The organism is Klebsiella sp. Q11, from assembly GCF_964241505.1.
Lineage (GTDB): Bacteria > Pseudomonadota > Gammaproteobacteria > Enterobacterales > Enterobacteriaceae > Klebsiella > Klebsiella michiganensis.
Genome location: NZ_CAXSXW010000003.1, coordinates 319,063 through 337,743, shown reverse-complemented (window position 1 = coordinate 337,743; position 18,681 = coordinate 319,063). Strand labels below are relative to the sequence as shown.

The following is an 18,681-nucleotide window of genomic DNA, read 5'->3' as shown; positions in this document are numbered from 1 at the left end:
ATCCCGAGACTTCGCCAACCTGGCATAAGGGTTGCTGGAGATTCAGAGAGCGCTGTGCAGCTTACCTCTTCCGGGGGCTCCCACTATTCATATGAACGGCTCTCAACCTGTGCTAAAAACGAAAGGACGGCATGCCATGAATATATTCGATCACTATCGCCAGCGCTATGAAGCTGCCAAGGACGAAGAGTTCACACTGCAGGAGTTTCTTACCATCTGTCGGCAAGATCGCAGTGCTTATGCTAACGCAGCAGAAAGATTGCTGATGGCCATCGGTGAGCCGGTCATGGTCGATACGGCCCTCGAACCCAGGCTATCCCGTCTCTTTTCAAACCGGGTCGTCGCGCGCTACCCGGCCTTTGAAGAGTTTTACGGTATGGAAGATGCCATCGAGCAAATTGTTTCTTACTTAAAACACGCCGCTCAGGGGCTGGAAGAGAAGAAACAGATTCTGTATCTGCTGGGCCCCGTTGGCGGCGGTAAATCATCGCTTGCCGAACGCCTGAAGTCCTTGATGCAGCGCGTCCCTATCTATGTGCTCAGCGCAAACGGTGAGCGCAGCCCGGTCAACGACCATCCGCTGTGTCTGTTTAACCCGCAGGAGGATGCGCAAATCCTCGAAAAAGAGTACGGCATTCCAAACCGCTATCTGGGGACGATTATGTCGCCGTGGGCGGCCAAGCGTCTGCATGAATTCGGCGGCGACATCACGAAATTCCGCGTGGTGAAAGTGTGGCCGTCAATCCTGGCGCAGATTGCCATCGCCAAAACCGAGCCCGGTGACGAAAACAACCAGGACATCTCGGCGCTGGTCGGTAAAGTCGATATCCGTAAACTGGAACACTACGCGCAGAATGACCCGGACGCCTACGGCTACTCCGGCGCTCTGTGCCGCGCCAACCAGGGGCTGATGGAGTTCGTCGAGATGTTTAAAGCGCCTATCAAGGTGCTGCATCCGCTGCTGACCGCGACGCAGGAAGGTAACTATAACGGTACCGAAGGGATCTCCGCCCTGCCGTTCAACGGGATTATCCTCGCCCACTCCAACGAATCGGAATGGGTGACCTTCCGTAATAACAAAAACAATGAGGCCTTCCTCGACCGCGTGTATATCGTCAAGGTGCCTTATTGCCTGCGTATCTCGGAAGAGATCCGTATCTATGAAAAACTGCTTAACAACAGCGAGCTGACCCATGCGCCGTGCGCGCCGGGCACGCTGGAAACGCTGTCGCGCTTCTCCATTCTGTCGCGCCTGAAAGAGCCGGAAAACTCGAGCATTTATTCAAAAATGCGCGTCTATGACGGCGAAAGCCTGAAAGACACCGACCCGAAAGCGAAATCCTATCAGGAGTATCGCGATTATGCCGGCGTTGATGAAGGGATGAACGGCCTGTCTACCCGCTTCGCGTTCAAAATCCTGTCGCGGGTATTTAACTTTGACCATGCCGAAGTCGCCGCCAACCCGGTGCATCTGTTCTACGTCCTCGAGCAGCAGATCGAGCGCGAGCAGTTCCCGCAGGAGCAGTCAGAGCGTTACCTTGAGTTCCTCAAAGGCTATCTGATCCCGAAATACGCCGAGTTTATCGGGAAAGAGATCCAGACCGCCTACCTTGAATCCTACTCGGAGTATGGGCAGAACATTTTTGACCGTTATGTCACCTACGCTGACTTCTGGATTCAGGATCAGGAGTATCGCGACCCGGATACCGGCCAGCTGTTTGACCGCGAGTCGCTGAATGCGGAACTGGAGAAAATCGAGAAGCCCGCCGGGATCAGCAACCCGAAAGACTTCCGTAACGAAATAGTCAACTTCGTGCTGCGCGCCAGAGCGCACAACAGCGGGCGTAATCCAAACTGGACCAGCTACGAGAAACTGCGCACGGTTATCGAGAAGAAAATGTTCTCCAATACCGAAGAGCTGTTGCCGGTAATTTCCTTCAACACCAAAACGTCAACCGATGAGCAGAAAAAACACGATGACTTTGTCGACCGCATGATGGAGAAAGGCTATACCCGCAAGCAGGTTCGCCTGCTGTGCGAATGGTATCTGCGGGTACGTAAATCATCCTGATAGACCAGCCCGGCAGGCAGCGGCTGCCGGGCTAATAATAACTGCGAAGACCCAATGACATTCAGCGCCAGGCATATTTCAGCGCCTGAATGGCCGGGGCATAAGTTGGCAAATGCAGTACAGGAGGGCATATGACCTGGTTCATAGACCGACGCCTGAACGGGAAAAATAAAAGCGCCGTCAACCGGCAGCGCTTTCTGCGCCGCTATAAAGCGCAGATAAAACAGTCGATCTCCGAGGCCATAAACAAGCGCTCGGTGACCGATATTCAGAGCGGAGAGTCCGTCTCCATCCCAACGGACGATATTAACGAACCGATGTTTCATCAGGGGCGCGGCGGCCTGCGCAATCGCGTACACCCGGGTAACGATCACTTCGTACAGAATGACCGGATTGAGCGCCCTCAGGGCGGCGGAGGCGGTGGAGGCAGCGGTCAGGGCCAGGCCAGCGCCGACGGCGAAGGCCAGGATGAGTTTGTTTTTCAGATTTCGAAAGACGAATATCTCGATCTGCTCTTTGAAGATCTCGCCCTGCCGAACCTGAAGAAAAACCAGCAGCGTCAGCTGACGGAATATAAAACCCATCGCGCGGGCTATACCGCTAACGGTGTGCCCGCTAACATCAGCGTCGTTCGCTCGCTGCAAAACTCGCTGGCGCGCCGCACGGCGATGACCGCCGGTAAACGCCGGGAACTGCACGCGCTGGAAGAAGACCTGGACACCATTAGCAAAAGCGAACCGGCGCAGCTGCTGGAAGAGGAGCGGCTGCGCAAAGAGATAGCCGAACTGCGGGCGAAAATTGACCGCGTGCCGTTCATTGACACTTTCGATCTGCGTTACAAGAACTACGAAAAACGGCCAGAACCGTCAAGTCAGGCGGTGATGTTCTGCCTGATGGACGTTTCCGGCTCCATGGACCAGGCGACAAAGGACATGGCAAAACGCTTTTACATCCTGCTGTATCTGTTCCTCAGCCGGACCTATAAAAACGTTGATGTGGTTTATATCCGCCACCATACGCAGGCGAAAGAGGTCGACGAACACGAATTCTTCTATTCGCAGGAAACCGGCGGCACCATTGTCTCCAGCGCCCTGAAGCTGATGGATGAAGTGGTCAAAGAGCGCTATGACCCGGCGCAGTGGAATATCTACGCCGCGCAGGCTTCGGATGGCGATAACTGGGCGGACGATTCGCCGCTGTGTCACGAACTGCTGGCGAAGAAAATCCTGCCCGTGGTGCGCTACTATAGCTATATCGAGATAACCCGGCGCGCGCACCAGACGCTGTGGCGGGAATATGAACACCTGCAGTCAACCTTCGAAAACTTTGCTATGCAGCATATTCGCGACCCGGAAGATATTTATCCGGTGTTCCGTGAACTTTTTCACAAGCAAACCTCAAAAGCGGACGGTTAAGCCTTTCCGGACAGCCAGCACAGACGCTGGCTGTTTTTTTACCCCACCTTACCCGGCTCGCGCCTGTTGCAGGGTGACGGGATCAATCTCCGACATTATCAGGTCGGGCAAGCTCTCCAGCTGGTATACCTTGCCGCATTTAACGATAATCTGCCGCGCGTTGTCGTACCCCGGAGCCCAGAGTCGATTATTCATCCGCACATCTTTGTAGACCGCGATAAGCGGTTTTTTCCACGCCGCCGCCATATGGACCACCGAGGTATCCGGCGAGATAACTAAGTCGGCCTCGGCGATAAGCGCCATGCAGTGGTGCAGCGTTTTGAACGGATTCACGCAGACCTTCTCCGGCAGGGGGATCCGGATTTCATTGCGATGATCGAGCAATATGATATTGACGTCCGGATAATCCTCGCACAGTCTGGCGAGAAGCGTTGCCAGCTGCGCCTGCGACATACTGCGGTCCTGATGCCCGGCAAAAATATTAATCACCACGTTACGCCCGTTGAGCGCCGCCAGATAATCACGAACCTGCTGGCAGATATCCTGTGGAATATGCAGATCATAAGATTGCAGAGATTTTTTATCCAGCTGCAGATAATCAGCGATAAAAGAAAATGTCTTACTGACGTGCCAGTTTTCACAGTCAAAATCAAAAGACTTGCTGTAGTGTTTAATAGAAGGCCACTTATTGAAACCCAGTACCGCTCTGGGCTTTATCTGTCGTAACAGCAGCATCCTGTGTACCGGAATATCAAACAACGACGGGTCGATTACAATATCGTACTTATTATTCGCAAGCTCAGTAATAACTGACTGAGGAACGTTATGGGTAAATTTGTGCAAATAATCCGCCGAGTCGACATTCTCGGCCTCATAGATATGGCGAATGCGAGGATTATACCGCATGACCTGACTATTGGATTTGGTCAACAGAAAGTCAACGGTCATTCCCGCCTCGTGAAGGCATTTAACCAGCGCTGAATCAACAACTACATCGCCGATCGCACCTTCATTACGCATTAACAGCACCGTTTTCGCGGAGGTTAAATCAGCTTCACGGCGCGCGCGACTATCCCAGAACGCTTTAGCGATATAGACTCGCAAATCGTTGCGTATTTTCTTAAAAAAATAATTTCGACGCCTGTTTAGCGCCCTTATTTTTTTAAACTTTCGAGGGGTTCCCTGCACCGCTGCGTTTTCCATCATGATAACCTCATTGCCGCTTTCAATAGTACTGCCTGTAACCCTGCTAAGGACTGGTAAAAATAAGAAAAGTTCGCTTGATAATTAACATTATTTCATTTTTAGCTGCACCAGGATAGCCATAGCAGCGTCATTGCAGCATATTTCATTGAGGATAAAATGAGTGGAAAATGGATTTTGCAGGATATTTACGACAGTAACATTCATTAGCGCCCTCATATTTAATAAACTATTCATTTCCATTGCCGTGCGATGCTGACTGAGTCCGGCACTGGATAGATAAACAGTCTGTCTGCCACCGAACGTGGCGTCCCTGCGCCGCACATGGTAGAATTGTCTTAATTGTGCTGGCGAAATTATCATCATGAAATTACAGAATAAATTACTCCGTCATTTCATTTCTGCGGGGGTGGTTGTCCTGACATCTTCATTTCTGGTGTATGAATTAGTCGCCAGCCATCGGGATATGTCGGAATACATGCGCTACATCGTCGAGAAGGGCGAATCCGCCTTTCTGTACGATAAATATCAAAATCAGCTGGTTATCTCCCAGGTCTCGCGAAAGCTGGATACGCATCCCGCGGCCGAAAAGGCCCGACAGGCCTGCGCTGGCGTGCAGACCAATGGCAACGTATACGGGCTCAATATCGCCGGGCATACCTTCCCCGGGCTTCACGGTACGCTCAGCACCACCCAGCCTTCGTGCGAGCCGTGGATTAACGATCTCCCGGCGCTGCAGGCTTTTGATGCCGCGATAGCCCAAAGCGATATTATCGCCGCGCTGAATTCGGCAACCTTCAAATCAGATAAACGCTTCCGCTATTACCTCGATTTAGACAATAAATACGCGTATTTCTATTCGCCGATTGAGATAGATAGCAGCCCCGTTGATAACTGGAACTTTCTTCACGACAGTAAACTGGGCATCACTCAGTTCAGTCTTAACGGTTTACTTCGCGGGCGTACGCTAATTTCCAGCATCTATGCTGACGCATTAACCGGACAGAATATTTTGTCGTTCTTAACCCCGGTCTATCATCGGGATCGGCTGAAGGGTATTGTGATGGTGGACGTCACTCGTCACGATATTGAGAAGCTGCTCTATACCACCGACCGCCCCCTGGTCTGGCGCTATCTCGACATCACCTTAACGGACTCGGACTCAACGTCTGAAATCCGCGTTCACCGCAGCAACACGCATTTTTTCAGCTACGCCCACCATAGCCAGCAGGTGGCGGAAAACCTGCACATTTCGCTGTCGCTGGATATGTCCTATTTTCTGCTGAGCTCCTGGAAGCTATTTTTGTTTTACCTGATATCTACCGGCGTTCTGCTGCACCTGGTACGCATGCACTTTCGCCTGTATACCGACGTTTTTAAAGAAAACATTAGTGATTCTTTAACCGGTCTGTACAACCGAAAAATTCTCTCCGCGCTGCTGGAATCGCGTATGCAAAAGCTCACCGAGCAAGGCGTGAATATCGTGTTTATGGCGCTGGACTGCGACCGGCTTAAATACCTTAATGACACCTGGGGGCACGATGAAGGCGACCGCGCCATCGTGCTGCTCGCCCAGTCCATTTCCGCCGCCATTCGTAAAAGCGATTACGGTATCCGGCTGGGCGGCGATGAGTTCTTCCTGATACTGATCGATTATGAGGAACAGGAGGCGAAAAATATACCCGAGCGCATTCGCCAGCACCTGAAGGAAATTGACATTAACCAGCGCGTTAATTTCTCATGGGGGGCCTGCAGCATGGCGCCGGGGGATAGCCTGGCCGACGTCATGAAAATCGCGGATGCCCGGCTGTACGAAAATAAAAAGCAAAAAAAACACGCTTACCCGGGGCGAGAGGATTAATCTTGAGGTTTTATTTTTAAGGAAAAAACGACATGAACGCGCCAGTAAAAGTGAGTATTCATCAGCAGCTGTTGGCGCTGCTTAACCGCGACCACGCCCGTTACCGGGTCGTGGAACATGAAGCCGTCGGAAAGTGTGAAGCCGTGTCGAAGATCCGCGGCACCGCGCTGGGTCAGGGGGCGAAAGCGCTGGTATGTAAAATTAAAGGACATGGGGTTAATCAGCACGTTCTGGCTATCCTTGCCGCCGATCTGCAGGCGGATTTAGCCCGTCTGGCCGAATACATCGGCGGCAGCAAAGCCTCTCTGGCCAGCCCGGCGGAAGTTGACGCCCTGACCGCCTGCGTCTTTGGCGCCATTCCCCCTTTCAGCTTCCACCCCTCTTTACGCCTGGTCGCCGACCCGCTGCTGTTTGAGCGCTTCCCGGAAATCGCCTTCAACGCCGGGCAGCTTGATAAGTCCATCATCCTTGATACCGCCGACTATCTGCGTATTGCCCGTCCGGAACTGATCGCGTTTCATCGCGAAGCCTGATTGTTCCCTCTCCTGCGCCAGGGCGCGGATTGTCCCGCGGGTGAAAATCGATCGTGCAGATGCCTCAAATCGCGAGTCTGCGATAAAAAACCTGTTTACTTACGCGATTATGCGTAGAGTAAACGGGCTGTTCTTTTTTATATTCTGGCAAGGACCTCTGCACATGCTCGACACCACCCTGTTAATACTGCTGGGCCTGGCGGCGCTCGGCTTTATTAGCCATAACACCACCGTAGCTATTTCAATCCTGGTATTAATTATCGTCCGCGTCACCCCGCTCAACGCCTTCTTTCCGTGGATTGAAAAGCAAGGGCTGACCATCGGTATTATTATTCTCACCATCGGCGTGATGGCGCCCATTGCCAGCGGCACGCTACCACCCTCTACGCTGCTGCACTCCTTCGTGAACTGGAAATCGTTGCTGGCGATTGCCGTGGGGGTTTTTGTTTCCTGGCTCGGCGGGCGCGGCGTGGCGCTGATGGGCTCGCAGCCGCAGCTGGTGGCCGGACTGCTGGTCGGCACCGTGCTCGGCGTCGCCCTCTTCCGCGGCGTCCCGGTCGGCCCGCTGATCGCCGCCGGGATCATTTCGCTGTTTATTGGGAAGTCGTAGCCAGGCTGGCAAGATAGCGCCCCGGGGTTTGCCCGAGGCCCTTTTTAAACATGGTAATAAAGGCGGTGGTCGAGTCATAGCCCAGGCTCTGCGCCGTCTGCTGTACCGTCTGCCCGCGGATCAGCATCTGCAGGGAGAGGATCAGTTGCAGCTGATGTCGCCAGCGGCGAAAGCTTAAGCCCGTCTCACGCACCACCAGCCGCGCCAGATTGCGTTCGCTCATGGCAAACTCCGCCGCCCACTGCGCCAGCGTTTGCCAGCGGGCCGGGTCGACGGCCATCGTGTCCACCATCTGACGAATTTTTGGATGCCCGGAGACCGGGAGCTGCAGGTGCTCCTGCGGCTGCTGCGGGAGTTCATCGAACAGCACCTGCACCAGGCGGTTCATTGCCGGTTTAGCGAGTTCGGCCCTGCTGCGCTCGGCCATAACGAGAATAAGCTCGCGCACCAGCGGCGAAATCTTTAGCGTGCAGCAGAAATCCGGCATCGGCGCCGCGTGGGGTTCAATAAATAAAAAGCAGACCTGCGCCTCCGGCGTCGCGCGATTGCTGTGCGGCACCTGTCCCGGTACCCACACCGCGTACTGCGGAGGCACCATCCACATCGCGTTCTCCACTTCGCAGGTCAGCGCCCCGTGTAGCGCCAGGATGAGCTGACCTTTACGGTGATGATGGCGCGGAATGTACTGCTCGTCCGCGACCACCTGAATACGAAAAGCCGCCGCCGCTTCGTGGCCGCTGTCCGGGTCGTAGCCGTCCAGGCCGAGTCCGATCATGATATTGTCCGATTTTAGCGATAATCTGTCATTTTAGCTTGATTTAAACAGGCGGCAAACAGGCTATGGTAAGCGCCACGTATTCTTGTTTGAGATAGCCATGAATTCTGTTTCACCTTCTGCCGGCCGCCGTAATCTGCTATTGATTGCCGGTATTCTGCTTATCGCCACCACCTTGCGGGTCACCTTTACCGGCGCCGCGCCGCTGCTCGATGCCATTCGCAGCCAATATGGCCTCACCACCGCGCAAACCGGTCTGTTAACCACCCTGCCGCTGCTGGCCTTTGGCCTGGTCTCGCCGCTGGCGGCGGGTGTCGCCCGCCGATTCGGCATTGAACGTAGCCTGCTGCTGGCGATGATCCTGATTTGCCTCGGCGTGGGTCTGCGCTCCCTGCCCTTCGTCTCGCTGCTGTTTATCGGAACCGCGATTATCGGCTGCGGCATCGCCCTGGGCAACGTTCTGCTGCCCGGACTGATCAAACGTGACTTCTCGCAGCACGTCGCCAAAATGACCGGCGCTTACTCTCTCACGATGGGGGGCGCGGCGGCGCTGGGTTCGGCAATGGTCGTTCCGCTGGCGCTCGCCGGACTGGGCTGGCGCGGCGCGCTGTTGATGCTGATGGCATTTCCGCTGCTGGCGCTGTTTATCTGGCTACCGCAGGCGCGCAGGCAAGTCACCGCGCCGCTGACGGGGTCGGGCGCCATCCACAACCGCGGGATCTGGCGCTCGGCGCTGGCCTGGCAGGTGACGCTGTTTCTCGGGATTAACTCGCTGGTCTACTACGTCATCATCGGCTGGCTGCCCGCCATTTTGCAAAGCATAGGCTACAGCGAAGCGCAGGCGGGCTCCCTGCACGGGCTGCTCCAGTTGGCCACAGCGGCGCCGGGGCTGGCGATCCCGTTAATATTGCATCGGCTGAAAGATCAGCGCGGCATTGCGGTGCTGGTCGCCCTGATGTGCGCAGTCAGCGCGCTCGGTTTATGGTTTTTACCCGCTCAGGCGGTGCTGTGGACGCTTATCTTTGGCTTCGGTTCCGGCGCGACCATGATTCTGGGATTGACCTTTATCGGGCTGCGCGCCAGCTCGGCGCACCAGGCCGCCGCGCTGTCGGGAATGGCGCAGGCGGTGGGCTATCTGCTGGCCGCATGCGGGCCGCCGGTGATGGGAAAAATTCATGATGCCAACGGCGACTGGCATATCCCGCTGATCGCCGTGGCGCTGATTTCCGTTGCGATGGCGGTATTTGGCGCGCTGGCCGGTCGCGATCGGGAGATCAACGGCTAGCGATATCGACGCCCGGCAACCGCCGCCGGGCGTTCGCTCACTGACTTGCCGCGCGTAAAAACGCGTGAACCAGCGGCGCAGGTCTGCCTTCCAGCGCATTGCGCTCGTGCTGAAATAGCGTGGCGACAAAGAACGGATGCGTCACCAGTTCTACCGCCCGAATCTCACCGTCATCATCCCAGCCCGTAACCCGCAGGTCGCCCTGCTCCAGCTCGCGGGCAAAATCGGCGGCAATCCCGTAGCTGCAGTGGTAACCCTCTTCAATACTGTCACGGCCATAGGCACGAGAGATCAGCGTATTGGCCCGCAGTTCAATGTTGTCCGACTTTTCTACCAGCGAGCAGCTAAGCGGCGCGATAACCATCCGGCCTTCGGTATCGGTTTCCGCATGTGCGGCATCCCGCCAGCCCATAACGTTGCGCGTGTATTCGATAATCGCGTGCTGGAATCCTCCGCAGGTGCCAAGGAACGGAATGCTGTTTTCCCGCGCGTGGCGTATAGCGATAAACGCGCCTTCGGCGTTTTTATAGGGGCTGGCGGGAACCACCCAGATAGCATCGTAATCAGCGAGATCGTCAGCGGACTTTATTTCGCTGGTGGCCAGCCAGTCATAACGCAGCGGCAGCTCCAGTACGGCGGCGGCATCATCAATTGCCAGGGGAATCGCTTTATGGGCAACTACATCAGGGTTGTAATCACCAACCAGGGCAATACGCAGGGGGGAGTTCATAGCAGGATCCTTATGTCAGAGCGAATATCAGGCAACACAAGGAGCCTCAGGTTAGCGATCTCAACGGCAGAACACAATCCTTATTTTGTCTGCTTCTGAACGCGGGTAATTTAGCCTGACTGGCGCTATGGTATAGGGCAGACAAATCGCTATGGATGAATGATGAAGGACAAAATTTTGGTTAGCGCCTGCCTGATGGGCTTTCAGGTTCGCTATAACGGCAGCCATAAAGCCCGGCTGGCTAACGCGCTGTCTCGCTGGCAGAGCGAGGGGCGGCTGGTCACCCACTGCCCGGAGCTGGCTGCCGGATTGCCCATCCCCAGGCTACCGGCGGAAATCCTTGGCGCGCAGGGAGCGGATGTCATGCAAAACCGTGCGAAAATTGTTGAAAGTGACGGCCAGGACGTCACTGCGCGCTATCAGCTAGCCGCCTGGCTGGCGCTAAAAGCAGCGCAGGAGGAAGGCTGTACCGCAGCATTGCTCACCGACGGCAGCCCAACCTGCGGCAGTCAGTTTATCTATGATGGTACCTTTAACGGACAGCGCAAACCCGGTGCCGGCGTTGCCGCCGCCCTGCTTCGCGAATACGGGATAACGGTATTTTCCGAGCAGCAGTTGCCGCAGCTGCTTGCCTGGATGGAACGGAGGGAGAGTGACGATGATTCAATGTAAACGGGTTTATGACCCGCAGGAAGCGAGCGACGGCTACCGGATACTGGTAGACCGCCTGTGGCCGCGCGGAATAAAAAAAGAGGCGCTGAATTACGATGAGTGGTGCAAAATCCTGGCGCCATCGACTGATTTGCGTAAGGCTTTTCACGGCGAGACGCTTGATTTTGCCCACTTTAGCCAGCGCTATCGCCAGGAGCTGGAAGCCCACCGCGATGAAGGCGAGCGCCTGGCCGCGCTTGCCACGCAGCAGCCGCTGACGCTGCTCTACGCGGCGAAAAACACCCGGCAAAACCATGCCCAGGTGCTGGCTGACTGGCTGAAAGCGCTATGACTTAGCCGGATGATCGCGCCGCCAGAGCGCCCATTCATCTAACGTTTCACCACTGGGTAGCTTGCACTCGGTGCGTACGCCCTGCGGGCTTTGGACAGGAACCTGTTTCCCTCCCAGCTGCTGGCAGTATACCGAAGCCGGGTTAGCCATCCCTATCGGGTGTGCTTGCTGCGCCGGCTGAGTCTGCGCGCATCCGGCAAGCGCCAGAGGCAGCATGACTATCATCCCCTTCATTTCCCCTCCTTAATCGATTAAAACGGTCTTTCACCCTGAATCTCCACGGTTTCTCCATTTTAGCTGCACTTTTGCATCGTAGAGTAGCCCTGTTCTCGAATTGACCAGAGAACAGATCATTCCATAATCAATGAGTTTTCCCCGTCGCCCCCGACGGGGCTTTTTTTCCCGCCGCGGATGCAGGTATTCTCCCCCCAGATGTGTTAAATTTTGTGTATCTCTGTTAATTCTGCGCTGATTGTTTTTTAGCATCATTTGCTGGTAGTGACGATTAGCATTCGGGAGCCGTATTTCTCATGTCCGATTTTATTCTCGCTCGCGTGTCGCAAACGCTCGCTAATGAACACTCCCTCGAAACCCTGGTGCGACAGCTGCTTGAGATGCTGGAGCTGGTTACCCGAATGGAATCTACCTACCTGACTCGTATCGACTTCGACGCGCAGCGCCAGCATATTATGTACGCGCACAACAGCAGCGAAATGCAGATCCCCGAAGGGTTCTCCGTCCCGTGGAACGACTCGCTGTGCAAACGCGCGCTGGACGACCGCTGCATTTTTAGCAACGATGTTGCCGAGCGCTGGCGTTCGTGTCTCGCCGCCCAGGATTTGGGGATCGCCACCTTTTTCAGCATTCCCGTGCGCCTGACCGACGGCTCATTATTCGGCACGCTGTGCGCCACCAGCCGGGCAAGACAGCCCTATAACATTGAGGGTGAGCAGGTGATGAATCTGTTTGCCAACCTCATCTCCCATTACGTTGAGAAAGAGACGCTGGTACAGCAGCTTCGGGCGGCTAACGTCGCGCTGGAGATGCATTCGTATACCGACGAGCTTACGGGTTTGCCGAATCGCCGCTCGCTGTTTAAGCATCTTGCCGCGCAGTTTTCGCAGGCCCGGGAACAGCAGCGCAGCGTGCTGCTGATTTTTATCGATCTCGATGATTTCAAAGCAATCAACGATCGATTCGGCCACCCGTGCGGCGACAGCTTTTTGATTCAGATCGGAGAACGCCTGGCCGCCCGCGTGCGCAGCAGCGATATTGTAGGCCGTCTCGGCGGCGATGAGTTTTTAATTGTCGGTCCGGGTACCGATTCAGCCGACCAGCAGGAGTATATCGCCGCGTTACGTCAAGCGCTGGCGGGGATCTATTTCCTTGGCGAACACCGGATTAACTACCCCGGCGCCAGTTTTGGGGTGATTGAAGCCGACCCCTGGCAGATCGACGTTGAACTGGCGCTGCGCGCCGCCGATGAGGCGATGTATCAGGATAAGCAGTCTCGCCGTCAGGGGCGTTTTTTTCATATTGACTAATCTACGGTGAAATCCCGTATCATAGTCGACACGACACGCACTTACAGGGGCTCAATAATGAGACTGGGTATTCTATTTCCGGTGGCTATTTTTATCGTTGCCGTGGTTTTTCTGGGCTGGTTTTTTGTCGGCGGCTATGCGGCACCAGGCGGAGCGTAATGAAAAAAAGCACCATAATTATGCTTATTGTCGCCATCGTCGCCGTGGCAGGTACGCAATTGGGCTGGTGGTAAATCCAGGATTATTCGCGCGTCTTTCCGGCAAGGATTGCAGAATTATCTCATCTACTCAATAAGTTAAAAGCATACACTCACCTCATCAGCCGATAGCGCATGCCCGTTTTTGCGCACGGATTTAACTGGAGAAGTGAGAAATGAAAAAACCGATCGTGTTGCCGTTGATTCTCGCGCTTTGCACGCTGTTATCGGGATGTATTGTCGACCCAGGCTATCACCATCAACACCACCACCATCATCATGACAACAGAGACTGGCGATAGCCGTGGAAACATAATAAGGCGAACTTCGGTTCGCCTTATTGCATGAAATTAGTCCCGGCGGTCGGAACCTAAAAAGAGGAAACCCAGCGGGATGGAAAACAGCAGCGTAAACACAATGCTGTAAACCGTGACCATCGCCCCCTGCAGAAAGAACATTGACGTCGTCCATTCTGAATACGGCATATTGTATTCACTCACCACGCCGCCAAAGGTGGCGCGCCCAACCACGATAAGCGCGATGGCAAAGATCGCCGCGATCGACAAAAAGAACTTCTTGCTGTTTTTATTGCTGGTGAGTTTCTGCAGAATCATCCGGGTTCCCTTTTTTCTGAGCGATAATCGGCTGTATATGTAACACCAATGCAATCAAAATTGAAGGGATTTTGTTACGAGGCAGTGACAGTCACTATGGGGCCGGTCCCGCGTACCGGCCCCCAACGATTACGACTGGAGCGTCGCCAGACGGGCGGCAAAACCGACAAACACAAGGCCTATCAGACTGTTGCCGATTTTCGCCAGCTTCTTTTTCGTCTTCACGTAACGCGTAACGAAAGAGCCGGAGAGGATCAAAAAGCTCATATAGATGAAGCTGATTATCTCCAGGGTCAGCGCCAGAATAAAGAACGCCAGCCCGGGCGTTTTGGCGCTGACGTCAATAAACTGCACGAAGAATGAGACATAAAAAAGAATCGCTTTTGGATTCGTCAGGCTAAGGGTCAGCGAACGTTTGAGAATCGCGCTGCCCGGCTCGGAATCAGCAGACGAATGACCATCACGCTGGGTTAACACCGCGTAGAGCATCTTGCCGCCCATCCACAGCAGATAAATCGCCCCCAGGTAACGCACGATATTGAACAGCACCGGCGTAGTCTTGATGAGCGTCGCGACGCCGGCAAAAGCCAGAAACATCAGCACCGCATCGCCAATAAACACGCCTGCCGCCGCCAGATACCCTTTTTTAACGCCGTGGGCAATGCCGGTCTTGAGGACAAAAAAGGTATTCGGGCCGGGAACCAGGATGATAAAAACAGCGCCGACCAGATAGGTCAGGTAATTCAATACACCAAACTCAGCGAACACAACGCACTCCTTCGCTTACAACAAAAAATATGATCCCGCGCACGTTAACGCAACCGGGACCATTTTGAAAGCGCCGCGAGTGCGGAGGGCTTAATAGAGCGAAGTTTCGCCCAGCGGACGGGTTTTAAAGCGGCGGTGAACCCACAGGTATTGCTCCGGCGCGCGCAGGATCTCTTTCTCAATAACCTTGTTGATATAGCTTGCCGCATCCTGTTTATCTTCGCCAGGATAGTCGCTCATGACGTCGCTGATGTGCAGGCTATAACCTCTGCGGTCCGCTTTACGCACCATGCTGATGGTGAGCATTTTCGCGCCCGACAAACGAGAGAGTACGTAGGTACCGTTGGTCGTTGCTGCCTGCTGTACCGAGAAGAACGGAGCAAATACGCTCCCCTTCGGGCCGTAGTCCTGATCCGGCGCAAACCACACCGCTTCACCCGACTTTAAGGCATGTACCAGGCCGGATAAATTACGACGGTCAATCATCGCCTTGTTCGAGCGCAAACGACCGCGCGTCTGCACCCACTCCATTAACGGGCTATTATGCGGACGGTAGGTCGCCATCATCGGACGACACAGCCCCATCGTACGGCCACCCAGTTCAAGCGACATAAAGTGGACGCCAACGACCATCACGCCTTTTTGTTCGCTCAGAGCATTATTGAGATTGACCATACCTTCCACGTCAAACCATTTCTTAACGCGCTCATCGCTCCAGAACCATGCCATCCCTGTTTCAATCAGGCCCATCCCTAGCGACATGAAGTTCTGTTCGATAAGCTTTTCGCGCGCCGCGGGCGACATGGTGGGAAAGCAAAGTTCGAGATTGCGTCTGGCGATATGCTCACGGCGTTTCAGGAAGCGCCGGGATGCGCGACCGGCGCTGGTACCGATAAGATGCAAGACGGGATAAGGAAGCTGGACGATGAGCCAGAGCACGCTCAGGCCAAACCAGGTCCCCCAATTACGGGGATGAAGAAGTTTTTTATTAAAAGCGCAAGACATGTTTTTTCCTGTAAACATTAGAACATGAGGTAACGCTTAAGGAAAAAACGAGTCCCTTCATCTGTCATTAGGCGGTACGTGTAGCAGTTCAGACAATAATAATCCTGGTAAATTCACTCCGGCAAGTAAAAAAAGAGGCCAACAGAAAAAAACACAATACCAGCACACCTGTAACAAAATGTAAATAAAAAAGTGAATAATAAACCTCAAATATCCACCCCAAGAATGATTAACGCGCTAATCATTCAACATAAAGTATGCGTCTTTTCCAACCAGAACGTCGCTGTGGTAACCCGCAGGCCGCAGCTGAAGCCGCTTCGAGTTACGGCTGCATCCAGATGAGGTCGGGGTAGCCTCTGCTTTCTGTTATCCTTTTCACAACGTTTGCGGACAGGCTATTCCTTTATCTTCCATAAGCCTCACTGACATAAAATAGCAATATTAAAAATGAGTGTCAGAGAAATGACTAAAATAAGAATCAGCTTATTTTACTTTCCTGACAATAATTAATATTTATCGACAATTATCCATATCGCCGGTGGGTTATTTCAGACTTTTTACCTCCGTTGCTTTAACAGAACAGCAGGCAATAAAGTTCAAATGCCTTTTATGACGTTGAAAAAAACGCAACATAGATAAAAATCTCGGACGATTCTCGCCCTTCAACAAACCATTGCCGACAATTTTTAGCGCCTGTTTAAAACCTTCATCTTTCATCAACCCTCGCGGCGACATCAGCGACATCGGTCCATGATGAATGCTTACGGCGTCAAAGCCGGTCCGTTGGAAAAGCGTCTGCCAGGCGGCGGCGCTCAGCGGGCTGACGTGGGATTTCACCACCCCCTGCAGCTGCCGCCGGGCGTCCTCTCCCAGCGCATCCTGCGTATACATGATATCGTGTGTCAGCAAACGACCGCCGGGCTTAAGAACGCGAAAATATTCCGCCACCAGTTTCTCTTTGGCTTTATCCGCATACATGGTGAGCATCGCTTCATTTATCACCATATCAAACGTTGCATCGGCAAATGGCAGCCGAGCGGCATTCGCCTCCATCACTATCACCCGATGATCCACACCTTCGCGAACGATATTTTGCCGGGCTTTCGCCAGCGCGTCTTTATCCATATCGATGGCGTAAACGCTGCAGCGAAAACGCTGCGCCAGCTCAATAGAGGTTGTCCCCATATTACAGGCTACCTCCAGAACTTTACTGTCGGCGGTAAAACCCGCCTGCTGAAATAGCCACTCTGTGGCTTCAATGCCGCCCGGGCGTAAGCGGGTTTTCCCCAGGCTTGCCAAAAACGTATGTCCGGCTTTTTCGCTTGCGTTCATTTGACTCTCCTCCCCTCATTAAGATGCATTATAAATACAACATTAAAGTTAAAGAGGGAATAATGATAATGAATTTTATTTGCATTAAGAAGAAAGGGAAAGAAATGATGCAATGAGGGGAAAAATCTATTCAATATTTAACAATCACTTATCGTTACTATGAGTCTATATGGCCCTTATCCCTGTCGCCGCTTTATTGAAATGATAACCATTCTCATATTAACATGTGTCGTATTGATCAACTCTCCTGAACCTGGCTATGTCACCTTCATCCGCCATCGCTTCTCCGCTGACGCTTGCCTCGCTCTATAGCGACCATCATGGCTGGCTGAAAAAATGGCTTACCCATAAGTTGCAATCCGCTTATGACGCCGACGACGTAGCGCAGGACACCTTTGTCCGAATTATGGCCGGCGAGTCGCTGTTGACGATTCGCGATCCAAAATCTTTTCTCTGTACGATTGCTAAACGGGTGATGATCGACCTGTTCCGCCGCAACGCCCTGGAGCGCGCCTGGCTCGACATGCTCTCTCAGCTACCGCCAGAGCTCTCTCCCTCACCGGAGCTACGGCAGAGCCAGCTCGAACTGTTACAGCAGATTGATGCCATGCTGGACGGGCTTAACGCAAAAGCCCGGGAAGCGTTTTTGCTCTCGCAGCTTGAAGGGCTGACCTACGCCGATATCGCCAGCCGCCTGGCGGTTTCCATCAGTTCGGTTAAGAAATATATCGCGAAAGCCACCGAGCACTGCCTGCTGTTCCGTCTGGAGAATGGCCTGTGAAACCGACGCTAAGCGAATCCCGTCGTCAGGCGCTGCGTTCCGCCTCGCACTGGTACGCGGTCCTCAGCGATGGGCGCGTCAGTCCGCAGCTGGAGGCCCGCTGGCAGCAGTGGTATGAGCAAAACAACGAAAATCAGTGGGCGTGGCAGCAGGTAGAAAACCTGCGTCAGCAGATGGGGCAACTGCCGGGCGGGCTGGCCAGCCGTGCTCTTCACGATAGCCGTCTGGCGCGTCGCCACGTGCTGAAAGGGCTGATGCTTTTGCTGGCGGCCGGAGGCAGCTGGCGGCTCTGGGAGTCCGAGCTGGCGGAGGGCCTCCGCGCCGACTACCGGACGGCGAAAGGAATACCGCGCCCGCAGCGGCTTGCCGACGGTTCGCTGCTGACGCTGAATAGCGAAAGTGCCGCCGACGTCCGTTTTGACGCGCGGCAGCGCATGGTTCATTTACGCTACGGCGAAATCGCCATCAGGACCGCTCACGACAGCCGGCAGCGGCCTTTTCGGGTGCAAACGCGGGAAGGCACTCTCACCGCGCTCGGGACCGCATTCACCGTCCGTCAGTTTGCCGGCGGCACCCGGCTGGCGGTACAGCAGCATGCCGTAGAAGTGGTTTTACCGTCCGGCAGCGCCCAACGCGTTAACGCCGGGGAAAGCCTGTGGTTTACCCGCGATCGCTTCGCCGCCCTGGTTAAGCTCAACGGCGGCGAGGATAGCTGGATCCGGGGCGTGCTGACCTTCCACGACGCCCCGCTGAGCGAAGTGGTCGAAACCCTCGCCCGCTATCGCTCCGGGGTGCTGCGCTGCGATCCCGCCGTGGCCGATTTACGCCTGAGCGGCACCTTTCCGCTGGGCGACCCTGATGCCATTCTGCAGGTTATCGCGCAAACGCTGCCGATTACATTGCGGTCTGTCACCCGCTACTGGGTCACGCTCGTTCCGGCCTGAGAAAAAAAAT

Annotated in this window: 22 protein-coding genes; 14 read left to right on the top strand and 8 right to left on the bottom strand. The window is 54.5% G+C overall.

What is annotated here, in order from left to right; genetic code table 11:
- The first annotated feature begins 136 nt into the window (after positions 1 to 136).
- Together yeaG and ACESQ2_RS06325 are read left to right on the top strand one after the other, a co-directional pair.
- Positions 137 to 2,071, top strand: coding sequence for a protein kinase YeaG (gene yeaG / locus ACESQ2_RS06330; protein ID WP_004121478.1), 1,935 nt, complete (start codon positions 137 to 139; stop codon positions 2,069 to 2,071).
- Positions 2,072 to 2,202: 131 nt separating this feature from the next.
- Positions 2,203 to 3,486, top strand: a complete 1,284-nt coding sequence (locus ACESQ2_RS06325) for a YeaH/YhbH family protein (RefSeq protein ID WP_004138302.1) — start codon at positions 2,203 to 2,205, stop codon at positions 3,484 to 3,486.
- Between the two features lie 48 nt (positions 3,487 to 3,534).
- Here the strand turns inward: ACESQ2_RS06325 and ACESQ2_RS06320 are convergent, their stop codons facing one another.
- Positions 3,535 to 4,692: a glycosyltransferase family 9 protein gene (locus ACESQ2_RS06320; protein ID WP_004850015.1), complete on the bottom strand. Its 1,158-nt coding sequence runs from the start codon at positions 4,690 to 4,692 to the stop codon at positions 3,535 to 3,537.
- A gap of 361 nt (positions 4,693 to 5,053) precedes the next feature.
- Here ACESQ2_RS06320 and dgcJ point away from each other — a divergent pair, with 361 nt between their 5' ends.
- From dgcJ to ACESQ2_RS06305, 3 genes are all read left to right on the top strand, one after another.
- Entirely contained in the window at positions 5,054 to 6,550 is a 1,497-nt protein-coding gene (gene dgcJ / locus ACESQ2_RS06315) for a diguanylate cyclase DgcJ (protein WP_224260301.1), read from the top strand.
- 32 nt (positions 6,551 to 6,582) lie between these two features.
- On the top strand, positions 6,583 to 7,083 hold the full coding sequence (locus ACESQ2_RS06310; protein ID WP_046878576.1) for a YbaK/prolyl-tRNA synthetase associated domain-containing protein: 501 nt from the start codon (positions 6,583 to 6,585) through the stop codon (positions 7,081 to 7,083).
- 163 nt (positions 7,084 to 7,246) lie between these two features.
- The gene (locus tag ACESQ2_RS06305; RefSeq protein ID WP_004138309.1) at positions 7,247 to 7,693 is read left to right on the top strand and encodes a DUF441 domain-containing protein; all 447 of its coding nucleotides are present in this window, start codon (positions 7,247 to 7,249) and stop codon (positions 7,691 to 7,693) included.
- Here ACESQ2_RS06305 and ACESQ2_RS06300 read toward each other — a convergent pair.
- Complete coding sequence (locus tag ACESQ2_RS06300; protein ID WP_192830784.1) at positions 7,677 to 8,471, bottom strand: helix-turn-helix domain-containing protein; 795 nt, start codon at positions 8,469 to 8,471, stop codon at positions 7,677 to 7,679. The genes ACESQ2_RS06305 and ACESQ2_RS06300 overlap by 17 nt on opposite strands.
- Positions 8,472 to 8,568: 97 nt before the next feature.
- On the opposite strand from ACESQ2_RS06300, the gene ACESQ2_RS06295 reads away from it, so the two are divergent.
- Entirely contained in the window at positions 8,569 to 9,753 is a 1,185-nt protein-coding gene (locus ACESQ2_RS06295) for a CynX/NimT family MFS transporter (protein WP_049070255.1), read from the top strand.
- Positions 9,754 to 9,790: 37 nt separating this feature from the next.
- Here the strand turns inward: ACESQ2_RS06295 and ACESQ2_RS06290 are convergent, their stop codons facing one another.
- Positions 9,791 to 10,483: a CTP synthase gene (locus ACESQ2_RS06290; protein WP_345911162.1), complete on the bottom strand. Its 693-nt coding sequence runs from the start codon at positions 10,481 to 10,483 to the stop codon at positions 9,791 to 9,793.
- Between the two features lie 162 nt (positions 10,484 to 10,645).
- Between ACESQ2_RS06290 and ACESQ2_RS06285 the strand changes: the two genes are divergently transcribed.
- Together ACESQ2_RS06285 and ACESQ2_RS06280 are read left to right on the top strand one after the other, a co-directional pair.
- Positions 10,646 to 11,155, top strand: a complete 510-nt coding sequence (locus ACESQ2_RS06285) for a DUF523 domain-containing protein (protein WP_049070257.1) — start codon at positions 10,646 to 10,648, stop codon at positions 11,153 to 11,155.
- On the top strand, positions 11,142 to 11,486 hold the full coding sequence (locus ACESQ2_RS06280; protein ID WP_049070258.1) for a DUF488 domain-containing protein: 345 nt from the start codon (positions 11,142 to 11,144) through the stop codon (positions 11,484 to 11,486). Before ACESQ2_RS06285 ends, ACESQ2_RS06280 begins: the two co-directional genes overlap by 14 nt.
- Here the strand turns inward: ACESQ2_RS06280 and ACESQ2_RS06275 are convergent.
- Positions 11,481 to 11,720 carry a DUF333 domain-containing protein gene (locus tag ACESQ2_RS06275; RefSeq protein ID WP_046876548.1) on the bottom strand — a complete coding sequence of 80 codons (240 nt, stop codon included), beginning with the start codon at positions 11,718 to 11,720 and terminating at the stop codon, positions 11,481 to 11,483. The two genes, ACESQ2_RS06280 and ACESQ2_RS06275, sit on opposite strands and share 6 nt — an antisense overlap.
- A gap of 296 nt (positions 11,721 to 12,016) precedes the next feature.
- Between ACESQ2_RS06275 and ACESQ2_RS06270 the strand changes: the two genes are divergently transcribed.
- From ACESQ2_RS06270 to ACESQ2_RS06255, 4 genes are all read left to right on the top strand, one after another.
- A complete protein-coding gene (locus ACESQ2_RS06270; RefSeq protein ID WP_046876547.1) occupies positions 12,017 to 13,030 on the top strand; it encodes a sensor domain-containing diguanylate cyclase in 1,014 nt (337 codons plus the stop codon).
- Positions 13,031 to 13,087: 57 nt separating this feature from the next.
- Positions 13,088 to 13,189, top strand: coding sequence for a YoaK family small membrane protein (locus tag ACESQ2_RS06265; protein ID WP_004101234.1), 102 nt, complete (start codon positions 13,088 to 13,090; stop codon positions 13,187 to 13,189).
- Positions 13,189 to 13,263, top strand: coding sequence for a protein YoaJ (yoaJ, locus tag ACESQ2_RS06260; protein ID WP_100248259.1), 75 nt, complete (start codon positions 13,189 to 13,191; stop codon positions 13,261 to 13,263). Before ACESQ2_RS06265 ends, yoaJ begins: the two co-directional genes overlap by 1 nt.
- 140 nt (positions 13,264 to 13,403) lie before the next feature.
- Positions 13,404 to 13,529, top strand: coding sequence for a hypothetical protein (locus tag ACESQ2_RS06255; RefSeq protein ID WP_102075955.1), 126 nt, complete (start codon positions 13,404 to 13,406; stop codon positions 13,527 to 13,529).
- 48 nt (positions 13,530 to 13,577) lie between these two features.
- Here ACESQ2_RS06255 and ACESQ2_RS06250 read toward each other — a convergent pair whose 3' ends face one another.
- The 4 genes from ACESQ2_RS06250 to ACESQ2_RS06235 all read right to left on the bottom strand — a co-directional run bounded on the left by ACESQ2_RS06250 (position 13,578) and on the right by ACESQ2_RS06235 (position 16,946).
- The gene (locus tag ACESQ2_RS06250) at positions 13,578 to 13,841 is read right to left on the bottom strand and encodes a DUF2534 family protein (RefSeq protein WP_004131510.1); all 264 of its coding nucleotides are present in this window, start codon (positions 13,839 to 13,841) and stop codon (positions 13,578 to 13,580) included.
- A 129-nt stretch (positions 13,842 to 13,970) separates the two neighbouring features.
- Positions 13,971 to 14,609, bottom strand: coding sequence for a leucine efflux protein LeuE (gene leuE, locus ACESQ2_RS06245; RefSeq protein WP_046876546.1), 639 nt, complete (start codon positions 14,607 to 14,609; stop codon positions 13,971 to 13,973).
- A gap of 90 nt (positions 14,610 to 14,699) precedes the next feature.
- Complete coding sequence (gene lpxP / locus ACESQ2_RS06240; protein WP_009653416.1) at positions 14,700 to 15,614, bottom strand: kdo(2)-lipid IV(A) palmitoleoyltransferase; 915 nt, start codon at positions 15,612 to 15,614, stop codon at positions 14,700 to 14,702.
- A gap of 543 nt (positions 15,615 to 16,157) precedes the next feature.
- Complete coding sequence (locus ACESQ2_RS06235; protein WP_046876545.1) at positions 16,158 to 16,946, bottom strand: class I SAM-dependent methyltransferase; 789 nt, start codon at positions 16,944 to 16,946, stop codon at positions 16,158 to 16,160.
- Positions 16,947 to 17,205: 259 nt separating this feature from the next.
- On the opposite strand from ACESQ2_RS06235, the gene fecI reads away from it, so the two are divergent.
- Entirely contained in the window at positions 17,206 to 17,727 is a 522-nt protein-coding gene (gene fecI, locus ACESQ2_RS06230; protein WP_032749540.1) for a ferric citrate uptake sigma factor FecI, read from the top strand.
- The gene (fecR, locus tag ACESQ2_RS06225) at positions 17,724 to 18,671 is read left to right on the top strand and encodes a ferric citrate uptake sigma factor regulator FecR (RefSeq protein WP_048261624.1); all 948 of its coding nucleotides are present in this window, start codon (positions 17,724 to 17,726) and stop codon (positions 18,669 to 18,671) included. The genes fecI and fecR overlap by 4 nt, the downstream gene beginning before the upstream one ends.
- Positions 18,672 to 18,681 lie beyond the last annotated feature (10 nt).

Coding starts and splice junctions, on each gene's coding strand:
- yeaG (WP_004121478.1), top strand. CDS start 137: ATGAATATATTCGATCACTATCGCCAGCGCTATGAAGCTGCCAAGGAC.
- ACESQ2_RS06325 (WP_004138302.1), top strand. CDS start 2,203: ATGACCTGGTTCATAGACCGACGCCTGAACGGGAAAAATAAAAGCGCC.
- ACESQ2_RS06320 (WP_004850015.1), bottom strand. CDS start 4,692: ATGATGGAAAACGCAGCGGTGCAGGGAACCCCTCGAAAGTTTAAAAAA.
- dgcJ (WP_224260301.1), top strand. CDS start 5,054: ATGAAATTACAGAATAAATTACTCCGTCATTTCATTTCTGCGGGGGTG.
- ACESQ2_RS06310 (WP_046878576.1), top strand. CDS start 6,583: ATGAACGCGCCAGTAAAAGTGAGTATTCATCAGCAGCTGTTGGCGCTG.
- ACESQ2_RS06305 (WP_004138309.1), top strand. CDS start 7,247: ATGCTCGACACCACCCTGTTAATACTGCTGGGCCTGGCGGCGCTCGGC.
- ACESQ2_RS06295 (WP_049070255.1), top strand. CDS start 8,569: ATGAATTCTGTTTCACCTTCTGCCGGCCGCCGTAATCTGCTATTGATT.
- ACESQ2_RS06290 (WP_345911162.1), bottom strand. CDS start 10,483: ATGAACTCCCCCCTGCGTATTGCCCTGGTTGGTGATTACAACCCTGAT.
- ACESQ2_RS06285 (WP_049070257.1), top strand. CDS start 10,646: ATGAAGGACAAAATTTTGGTTAGCGCCTGCCTGATGGGCTTTCAGGTT.
- ACESQ2_RS06280 (WP_049070258.1), top strand. CDS start 11,142: ATGATTCAATGTAAACGGGTTTATGACCCGCAGGAAGCGAGCGACGGC.
- ACESQ2_RS06275 (WP_046876548.1), bottom strand. CDS start 11,720: ATGAAGGGGATGATAGTCATGCTGCCTCTGGCGCTTGCCGGATGCGCG.
- ACESQ2_RS06270 (WP_046876547.1), top strand. CDS start 12,017: ATGTCCGATTTTATTCTCGCTCGCGTGTCGCAAACGCTCGCTAATGAA.
- ACESQ2_RS06265 (WP_004101234.1), top strand. CDS start 13,088: ATGAGACTGGGTATTCTATTTCCGGTGGCTATTTTTATCGTTGCCGTG.
- ACESQ2_RS06255 (WP_102075955.1), top strand. CDS start 13,404: ATGAAAAAACCGATCGTGTTGCCGTTGATTCTCGCGCTTTGCACGCTG.
- ACESQ2_RS06250 (WP_004131510.1), bottom strand. CDS start 13,841: ATGATTCTGCAGAAACTCACCAGCAATAAAAACAGCAAGAAGTTCTTT.
- lpxP (WP_009653416.1), bottom strand. CDS start 15,614: ATGTCTTGCGCTTTTAATAAAAAACTTCTTCATCCCCGTAATTGGGGG.
- ACESQ2_RS06235 (WP_046876545.1), bottom strand. CDS start 16,946: ATGAACGCAAGCGAAAAAGCCGGACATACGTTTTTGGCAAGCCTGGGG.
- fecI (WP_032749540.1), top strand. CDS start 17,206: ATGTCACCTTCATCCGCCATCGCTTCTCCGCTGACGCTTGCCTCGCTC.